General features: G+C 70.5%; 8 protein-coding genes. 3 read left to right on the forward strand and 5 right to left on the reverse strand.

What is annotated here, in order from left to right; genetic code table 11:
* Window positions 1–39: 39 nt before the first annotated feature.
* The 5 genes from G3I60_RS23325 to G3I60_RS23345 form a co-directional block, all read right to left on the reverse strand.
* Entirely contained in the window at window positions 40–1,140 is a 1,101-nt protein-coding gene (locus tag G3I60_RS23325; RefSeq protein ID WP_164296592.1) for a 2-oxoacid:ferredoxin oxidoreductase subunit beta, read from the reverse strand.
* Window positions 1,133–3,070: a 2-oxoacid:acceptor oxidoreductase subunit alpha gene (locus G3I60_RS23330; protein ID WP_164296594.1), complete on the reverse strand. Its 1,938-nt coding sequence runs from the start codon at window positions 3,068–3,070 to the stop codon at window positions 1,133–1,135. Before G3I60_RS23330 ends, G3I60_RS23325 begins: the two co-directional genes overlap by 8 nt.
* Before the next feature lie 325 nt (window positions 3,071–3,395).
* Window positions 3,396–4,055, reverse strand: a complete 660-nt coding sequence (locus tag G3I60_RS23335; protein WP_275946681.1) for a response regulator transcription factor — start codon at window positions 4,053–4,055, stop codon at window positions 3,396–3,398.
* A 250-nt stretch (window positions 4,056–4,305) separates the two neighbouring features.
* A complete protein-coding gene (locus G3I60_RS23340; protein ID WP_164296596.1) occupies window positions 4,306–5,619 on the reverse strand; it encodes a sensor histidine kinase in 1,314 nt (437 codons plus the stop codon).
* A gap of 105 nt (window positions 5,620–5,724) precedes the next feature.
* Window positions 5,725–6,945 carry a sensor histidine kinase gene (locus G3I60_RS23345; RefSeq protein WP_164296599.1) on the reverse strand — a complete coding sequence of 407 codons (1,221 nt, stop codon included), beginning with the start codon at window positions 6,943–6,945 and terminating at the stop codon, window positions 5,725–5,727.
* 190 nt (window positions 6,946–7,135) lie between these two features.
* On the opposite strand from G3I60_RS23345, the gene G3I60_RS23350 reads away from it, so the two are divergent.
* The 3 genes from G3I60_RS23350 to G3I60_RS23360 form a co-directional block, all read left to right on the forward strand.
* Window positions 7,136–7,504, forward strand: coding sequence for an NADH-quinone oxidoreductase subunit A (locus G3I60_RS23350; protein ID WP_138359465.1), 369 nt, complete (start codon window positions 7,136–7,138; stop codon window positions 7,502–7,504).
* On the forward strand, window positions 7,495–8,190 hold the full coding sequence (locus G3I60_RS23355; RefSeq protein ID WP_239070136.1) for an NADH-quinone oxidoreductase subunit B: 696 nt from the start codon (window positions 7,495–7,497) through the stop codon (window positions 8,188–8,190). The genes G3I60_RS23350 and G3I60_RS23355 overlap by 10 nt, the downstream gene beginning before the upstream one ends.
* A partial coding sequence (locus G3I60_RS23360; RefSeq protein WP_239070139.1) for an NADH-quinone oxidoreductase subunit C occupies window positions 8,187–9,062 on the forward strand: 876 nt, incomplete at its 3' end. The genes G3I60_RS23355 and G3I60_RS23360, both read left to right, overlap by 4 nt.

Raw genomic sequence — 9,062 nt, forward strand, 5'->3', positions numbered from 1 at the left:
GGTGTGGCGATGTGCCGCTGTGCGGTGGTGTGCCGGTCGTCAGCCGACGACCGTCCAGGTGTCCTGGCCGGCGAGCAGTGCGGCGAGGTCGCCCTTGCCCTTCTCCTCGACGGCGCGTTCCAGCTGGTCCGACATGTCGGCGTCGTAGACCGGCCGTTCGACGCTGCGCAGCACCCCGATGGGGGTGTGGTGCAGCGTGTCCGGGTCGGCGAGGCGGGACAGGGCGAAGGCGGTGGTGGGCGACGCGGCGTGGGAGTCGTGGACGAGCACCCCTGCCGTCCCTTCCACGGTCACGTCGATCACCTTGAGTTCGCCGGTGGCCGCATCTCTGATGACGCCCTTGGAGCCCAGACCGTCCTCGGCCGGCGCGCCGAACCGGATCGGTTGCCCGTGCTCCAGCCGGATCAGGGTGTCCTGCGCCGTCTGCTGGTCCTTGAGCGCGTCGAAGGCGCCGTCGTTGAAGATGTTGCAGTTCTGGTAGATCTCCACCAGCGCGGTGCCCGGATGGGCGGCGGCCTCGCGCAGCACCGACTGCAGGTGCTTGCGGTCGGAGTCGATGGTGCGCGCCACGAAGCTGGCCTCGGCGCCGATGGCGAGCGAGACCGGGTTGAACGGCGCGTCCAGCGAGCCCATCGGGGTCGACTTGGTGATCTTGCCGACCTCGGAGGTGGGCGAGTACTGACCCTTCGTCAGGCCGTAGATCCGGTTGTTGAACAGCAGGATCTTGAGGTTGACGTTCCGGCGCAGCGCGTGGATGAGGTGGTTGCCCCCGATGGACAGCGCGTCCCCGTCGCCGGTGACCACCCAGACGCTCAAGTCCCGCCGGGAGGAGGCGAGTCCGGTGGCGATGGCCGGGGCGCGGCCGTGGATGGAGTGCATCCCGTAGGTGTTCATGTAGTACGGGAAGCGCGACGAGCAGCCGATGCCGGAGACGAAGACGACGTTCTCGCGGGCGAGTCCCAGCTCGGGCATGAAGGACTGGACGGCGGCCAGGACCGCGTAATCACCGCAGCCGGGGCACCAGCGCACCTCCTGGTCCGTCTTGAAGTCCTTCATCGACTGCTTGGTGTCGGACTTGGGGACCAACGACAGGGCCGGAAGCCCCGGCGTGGGGTGGTCGGCGATGGTTGCCTCAGACATCTGCGCCCTCCTCCATGATGGCGTGAGCGAGCTGTTCGGCCTTGAACGGGAGGCCGGTGACCTGGTTGTACGAGCGGGCGTCCACCAGGTACTTCGCCCGCAGCAGGTGGGCGAGCTGGCCGAGGTTCATCTCGGGGACCACCACCTTGTCGTAACGCTTCAGAACCTCTCCGAGATTCCTCGGGAACGGGTTGAGGTGGCGCAGATGGGCCTGCGCGACCTGGCCGCCGCCGGCCCGGATCCGCCGTACCGCGGCGGTGATCGGACCGTACGTCGAGCCCCAGCCGATCACCAGGGTGCGGGCGTGCGGCTGTCCGTCGACGACGCTCGGGTCGTCGACCTCCAGGTCCGGTACGTCGATGCCGTCGATCTTCGCCTGGCGGGTGCGGACCATGAAGTCGTGGTTGGCCGGGTCGTAGGAGATGTTGCCCGTGCCGTCCTGCTTCTCGATGCCGCCGATCCGGTGTTCGAGACCGGGGGTGCCGGGCACCGCCCAGGGGCGGGCCAGCGTCTGCGGGTCGCGCTTGTACGGCCAGAACGCCTCGTCGCCGTTGTCCAGCGTGTGGTTCGGGCCGGTGGCGAACTGCACCCGCAGGTCCGGCAGTTCGTCGATGTCGGGGATCCGCCACGGCTCGCTGCCGTTGGCCAGGTAGCCGTCGGACAGCAGGAACACCGGGGTGCGGTAGGTGAGCGCGATCCGGGCCGCCTCGATGGCGGCGTCGAAGCAGTCGGCGGCGGTGGCCGGGGCCACGATCGGCACCGGCGCCTCGCCGTTGCGCCCGTACATCGCCTGCAGCAGGTCGGCCTGCTCGGTCTTGGTCGGCAGCCCGGTCGACGGGCCGCCGCGCTGGATCGCCACCACCAGCAGCGGCAGTTCCAGCGACACCGCCAGCCCGATGGTCTCCGACTTCAGCGCCACACCGGGCCCCGAGGTGGTGGTGACGGCCAGCGCCCCGCCGAACGCGGCGCCCAGCGCGGCGCCGATGGCCGCGATCTCGTCCTCGGCCTGGAACGTCCGCACACCGAAGTTCTTGTGCTTCGACAGCTCGTGCAGGATGTCGGAGGCCGGGGTGATCGGGTACGAGCCCAGGTACAGCGGCAGGTCGGCCTGCTTGCTCGCGGCGACCAGGCCGTACGACAGCGCCAGGTTCCCCGAGATGTTGCGGTAGGTGCCGGCCGGGAAGGCGGCGGAGGCCGGGGCGATCTCGTAGGAGACCGCGAAGTCCTCGGTGGTCTCCCCGAAGTTCCAGCCGGCCCGGAACGCCGCGACGTTCGCCTCGGCGATGTCGGGCTTCGTCGCGAACTTCTTCCGCAGGAACTTCTCGGTTCCCTCGGTCGGCCGGTGGTACATCCACGACAGCAGGCCCAGCGCGAACATGTTCTTCGCGCGCTCCGCGTCCTTGCGCGCCAGCCCCGAGTCCTTCAGGGCCTCCACGGTCAGGCTCGTCAGCGGCACCGGGTGGATCGCGTACGCCTCCAGCGAGCCGTCCTCCAGCGGGCTGGCCGCGTAACCGACCTTCGCCATCGCCCGCTTGGTGAACTCGTCCGTGTTGACGATGATCTCCGCGCCGCGCGGCAGATCGGCGATGTTCGCCTTCAGCGCGGCCGGGTTCATCGCGACGAGCACGTTGGGCGCGTCGCCGGGCGTGAGGATGTCGTGGTCGGCGAAGTGGAGCTGGAAACTGGACACACCCGGCAGGGTTCCCGCGGGTGCCCGGATCTCGGCGGGGAAGTTGGGCAGCGTGGAAAGGTCGTTCCCGAACGACGCCGTTTCCGAGGTGAACCGGTCACCCGTGAGCTGCATTCCGTCACCCGAGTCCCCGGCGAACCGGATGATCACCCGGTCCAGCCGCTGGACCTCCTTGGCCGGTTTGCGCTGTTCACCGAGCAGCGGCTGTCCTACGGCTGGGCTGCTGACCTGGCTGGTCACTGAATCGGACCTCCTTCGAGGCGGCGGCTCACGGACACGGTCATGACCGTTGATCCCACCCACATGGTACGGGGGTAAGGGTCACCTTCCTGGGGTTTGACCGCATCCGGAACGTCGCGCTGAGCTTCCTGTGTGCCGCGTTGTGCCACGGTTCCATCGCCCCCCGAAGCCCTCACTCGTAAGACGCTGTCGCGTGCTGCTTCAGTTCTACGACCGCGCGCATGAGCGGGACTCAATGCCGGTGCGTGCTGCTCCGTACCGGTGTGTGGTGCGCCGCGCCGAATGCGGGGCGCACCCTGCCAGCATCTGACACTTTGTCAGATGATCATGAATTGAGATAGGTGAGTACGGCCAGCACCCGGCGGTGATCCCCGCCACTCGGTGCCAGCCCCAGTTTCAGGAAGATATTGCTCACGTGCTTCTCCACCGCGCCGTCGCTCACCACCAGCTGAGCGGCCACCGCGGAGTTGGTCCGGCCCTCGGCCATCAGGCCCAGCACCTCGCGCTCGCGCGGAGTGAGCCCCGCCAGAACGTCCTGCTTCCGGCTCCGGCCCAGCAGCTGCGCCACGACCTCGGGGTCCAGCGCGGTACCGCCCTGGGCCACCCGGACCACGGCGTCCACGAATTCACGGACCTCCGCCACCCGGTCCTTGAGCAGATAGCCGACGCCGCGGCTGCTGCCGGCCAGCAGCTCCGTCGCGTACTGCTCCTCGACGTACTGCGACAGCACCAGCACACCCACCCCGGGATGCTCCCGGCGCAGCTGAACGGCGGCCCGCACACCTTCGTCCGTATGGGTGGGCGGCATCCTGACGTCCGCCACCACCACATCGGGGAGATTGCCCTCGTCCGCCATCTCTCCGATGACCTTGATCAGTGCCACGGCGTCGCCCACTCCCGCGACGACATCGTGACCCCGGTCGGTCAGCAGCCGGGTCAGGCCCTCCCGAAGCAGTACCGAATCCTCGGCGATGACGACCCGCACCCTGTCTCCCACGTTTTCCAGCCCCCCACATTCGATGTGACCACCCCAGCATTCCAGTATCGGGACCCGGGATGGGGAGCCTGCCGCCCCTAATCGCCGGCCGGTCCCGGATTTCCGGGACCGGCCGGCGATGAGGGGCATGGGGTGGGGGCGGATTCAGCGGGCGGAGGCCGCGCGGAATCCGGGGAGTCCCAGGGGTGGCGGGTACGACCGGGGGTGGCCCGGCCGCTGCCGGGGGTCCCGGCGGGTGTCACACCCGCCAGGGGAGCTCGGCGGTGATGCGCGTCGGGCCGCCGGGCGGGGAGTCGACGGCCAGCACACCGTCGACGGCGTCGAGCCGCTCCATCAGCCCCGCCAGCCCCGAACCGGCCGCGGTGTCGGCACCGCCGACGCCGTTGTCGGAGACGTACAGCATCATCCGGTCCGCCGACCGCCAGATGTCGACCTGGGCCTTCGAGGCCCCGCTGTGCTTGCTGATGTTCTGCAGCAGCTCGGAGACCGTGAAGTACGCGATGCCCTCGATCGCGGGCACCGGGCGGGCCGGCAGGTCCACGGTCACGCTCACCGGCACCGTGCAGCGCGTGGCGACCGCCGACAGGGCCGGGCCGAGACCGCGGTCGGTGAGGATCGCGGGGTGGATGCCGCGGGCCAGGTCGCGCAGCTCCTGGAGGGCGATCTTCACCTCGCCGTGTGCCTCGCCGACCATGACGGCCGCGGCCTGCGGGTCCTCCAGCAGCTTCTCCTTGGCCAGGCCGAGGTCCATCGCCAGCGCGACGAGCCGGGCCTGCGCGCCGTCGTGCAGATCGCGCTCGATGCGCCGCAGATCGGCCGCCGCGTGGTCCACGACGACCCCGCGGTCGGACTCCAGCTCGGTGACCCGGGTGGCCAGCTTCGACGGGCCGAGCAGCCCCGACACCATCAGCCGGTCGACGTGCGCCATGCCGCGGAACATCCACGGGGCGGCGATGACGAGGACCAGGCCCACGCTGGAGGTGAGCACCATGTCGCCGGCGGTGTGCAGGTACCAGCCGCCACCGTTGTCGTCGCCGTCCAACTGCAGCCCCGCCTGGCCGAGGTAGACGGGGAAGATCCACCGCCACAGCGGGTAGGTCAGGAAGCCCCAGCCGTAGAAGAAGAACGAGATCGACACGCAGAAGCTGAAGACCGCCCACGGGAAGTGCAGGAAGCAGTAGAGGGCGTGCCGCCAGGAGACGCCGCTCTTGAGCTGGGCGCCCAGCCACCCCATGAAGCCGCCCTTGGCGGCGCGGACCGGGCCCGGCTCCGGCACGTCGTGACGCAGCAGCGCGCGCGCCCGGGCCCGCTCGATGATGCCGATGCCCCGGCAGCCCGCGAGGCCCGCGGCCAGGACCGGCAGGCCGAGGAAGGTGATGAGGAGGCCCGCACCGACCGAGAGCATCGTCACGACGTAGACGAAGCTGAAGATGCCCATGGGCAGGTTCAGCAGCAGGTATGCCAACTCACGCCAGGTCCTCGCCTCGAACGGCGCGCGAAGCACCGCTGGGACGCGGTGCTCGCGCGTTGCCGGCGAAAAATCGTAGGCCATGGTTCCGTCCGTCCTCTGGTTTCTGCTCCCTTATGACATACAGCCTGGTCGAACGGCGCCTCCCCGCCCATGGTGCGGATCGGCGTGTTCGGGAGGGGGATATCCCTACCCCGCGAGGTGGCCCTGGCGTGCGGACCCGGTCCGGGGCGGTGTCTGCTCGCGGTCGCGCCAGGGGAGTTCGGCGGTGATGGTCGTCGGGCCGCCGACGGGGGAGTCCACGACGAGCAGGCCGTCGACGGAGTCGAGCCGCTCGGTCAGCCCGGCAAGGCCCGTACCGCCGGTGGTGCCGGCGCCGCCGTTCCCGTCGTCCCTGACCTGGATCATCAGCCGCTCCTGCGAACGCCACAGGTCGACACTGGCGGTGCGCGCGCCGCTGTGCTTGCTGATGTTCTGCAGCAGCTCGGACACGGTGAAGTACGCGATGCCCTCGATCGCCGCCGCGGGCCGGGCGTCCAGGTCGACACCGACCTGGACCGGCACCGTGCAGCGCGCGGCGACCGACGACAGCGCGGCGTTCAGACCGCGGTCGGTGAGGATCGCCGGATGGATGCCGCGGGCCAGATCACGCAGCTCCTGGAGGGCGATCTTCACCTCGCCGTGCGCCTCGCCCACCATCTTGGCCGCCGCCTCCGGGTCCTCCAGCAGCTTCTCCTTGGCCAGCCCGAGGTCCATCGCCAGCGCGACGAGCCGGGCTTGCGCCCCGTCGTGCAGATCGCGCTCGATCCGCCGCAGATCGGCCGCCGCGTGGTCCACGACCACCCCCCGGTCCGACTCCAGCTCGGCGATCCGCCGCTCCAGCTCGTCCGACGGCTGCAGCAGCCCCCGCACCATCACCCGGTCCACGGTGGTCAGCCCGCGCGCGATGAAGCCGAGCGCGGGCCAGGCGACGAAGAGCGAGGCGAAGGTGACGGTGAAGGTGAGGATGCCCCAGGGCAGCCGGATGGCGAAGTACAGCGCGTGCCGCCAGGCGACCGGGTCCTTGAGCGTCGCCCACAGCCACGGCAGGAAGCCGAAGGTGCTCGGCCGCATCGGCCGGGGATCGTCGATCACCACACCCAGCAGCTCCCGGGCGCGCGCCCGCTCGAGTTTGCCGAGCAGCCGGCAGCCGACGAGCCCGCCCGCGAGCAGGGGCAGTCCGATCACCGTGACCGACAGCCCGATACCGATCGCCAGCATCGTCACGACGAAGACGAAGCCGATGATCACGATCGGCAGGTTCAGCAGCAGATACCCGACTTCCTTCCAGGTCACCGCGCCGTACGCGAGCCGCGGTGGCGGCAGCGGGGCGGGTTCGGCGGAGGTCGGGACAGCAGGACTCGGGCTCATGCTCCCAGCCTGCCGGTAGGGGCGGCCGGAGCGCCATGGGGTTCATAGGGCGGGACAAGGTGGGGTTAACCCCCCTGACGCCTGCACGGCCGCTTCCCGCGCTCAAGTCAGGGCCTAGACTCCCTCCGTATAGATCGTCTAAAGATCCACTGGGATCGCTGGACAACGAGGGAACGAGGGGCGGACGGACGTGGACTACTTCCACGGCTACTCGGTCGTCGGTCTGGTCGCGGTGGTCGGGGTGCTCTTCGTGGCCGTGGCCTTCGGCGCCGGGCGGCTTTTGCGGCCGGTCGTGCCGACACAGGAAAAGATGCTCACGTACGAGTGCGGGGTCGACCCCGTCGGCGAGGGCTGGGCGCACACCCAGATCCGCTACTACGTGTACTCCTTCCTCTACGTCATCTTCGCGGTGGACACGATCTTCCTGTTCCCCTGGGCGACGGTCTTCGCCGCACCCGGATTCGGCGCGACCACGCTGGTGGAGATGTTCGTCTTCATCGGCTTCCTGGCCGTCGGCCTGCTCTACGCCTGGAAGAAGGGCGTCCTCGAATGGACGTGACCCCCGTGACTCCCGCGACGTCCGGTCCCGGTGCCTCCGGTGCTTCCGGTGCCTCCGGTGCCTCCGGTGCTTCCGGTGCTTCCGGTCCGGACGGGAGCGAGGTCCAGTACCTGCCGGAACCGCGCCGGCTGGGCACGCTCGCCCGGCTCGCGCCGGAACCGATGAAGGTGATCCTGAACTGGGGCCGCCGCTACAGCCTGTGGGTCTTCAACTTCGGACTCGCCTGCTGTGCGATCGAGTTCATCGCGGCGTCGATGGCCCGGCACGACTTCATCCGGCTCGGCGTCATCCCGTTCGCCCCCGGCCCCCGGCAGGCCGACCTGATGATCGTCTCCGGCACCGTCACGGACAAGATGGCGCCGGCCGTGCGGCGGCTCTACGAGCAGATGCCCGAGCCGAAGTACGTCATCTCCTTCGGCGCCTGCTCCAACTGCGGCGGCCCGTACTGGGACTCCTACTCCGTCACCAAGGGCGTCGACCAGATCATCCCCGTCGACGTCTACGTGCCCGGCTGCCCGCCGCGGCCCGAGGCGCTGCTCCAGGGGATCCTCAAGCTCCAGGAGAAGATCGCCCGCGAGTCCCTCGCCGACCGGTACGCCGACGGCCCGGTGGCCCGCCCGTCCGTGGCGGCCCTGAGCAGCAAGCTGATCGCCGCACCGCCGACGCCGGGGGAGGACCAGCGATGACGACCCCGGAACCGGGTGCGCCGGAGGCAGAGCCGGGCGCCGTGCCGGCGGCAGAGCGGGACGCCGAGGCGGCGTCGGAGCCGGGCACGACTCCAGACGCTGAAACCGGTGCTGAACGGCCGCCGTCGCCGGGTGTCGAGCCGGGCACGGCGCCGAGCGCTGAACCCGGCGCGAGTTCAGACACTGCTCCGGCCGCCGTCGAGCCGGCCGCGGCCGAACCGCCGGCCGTCGCGCTGGTTCCCGCCGAGCCGGCCGTCGGGTGGCTGCCCGGTGCCGCGGCCGAGATCTTCGGGGCCGAGGCCACGGCCGTGGAGGCGTTCGGTCTGCTGACCGTGGACGTTCCGGTCGGCTCGTGGATCGCCGCGCTGGAGATCGCCAGGGACAAGCTCGGCTGCACCTACTTCGACTGGCTGAGCGCCGTCGACGAGGCCGCCGCGGGCTTCCGGGTCTGCGCGCACCTCGTGTCGCTGCCCCGTGCCGCGGCCGACGGCCGCATGGTGCGGCGGCTGCTCGTCCGCACCACCGTCCCGCACTCGGCGGCCGTGCTGCCGACTGCTATCGACGTCTTCGCGGGCGCCGGCTGGCACGAGCGCGAGACCCACGAGATGTTCGGCATCGACTTCACCGGCCACCCGCACCTGGTGCCGCTGCTGCTCCCCGACGAGTTCGAGGGCCATCCGCTGCGCAAGGACTTCGTCCTCGCGGCCCGCGTCGCCAAGGCATGGCCGGGCGCCAAGGAGCCGGGCGAATCGGAGCACGGCGGGCCCAAGCGCCGGACGATGCTCCCGCCGGGCGTCCCCGACCCGAACGAATGGGGCCCGCTCAAGGGCCAGCTGCCGCCGGCCCCGGCCCGCCCCGCCCGCACCCCGCGG

The sequence above is a fragment of the Streptomyces sp. SID13666 genome (assembly GCF_010548325.1).
Taxonomy (GTDB): Bacteria; Actinomycetota; Actinomycetes; order Streptomycetales; family Streptomycetaceae; genus Actinacidiphila; species Actinacidiphila fildesensis.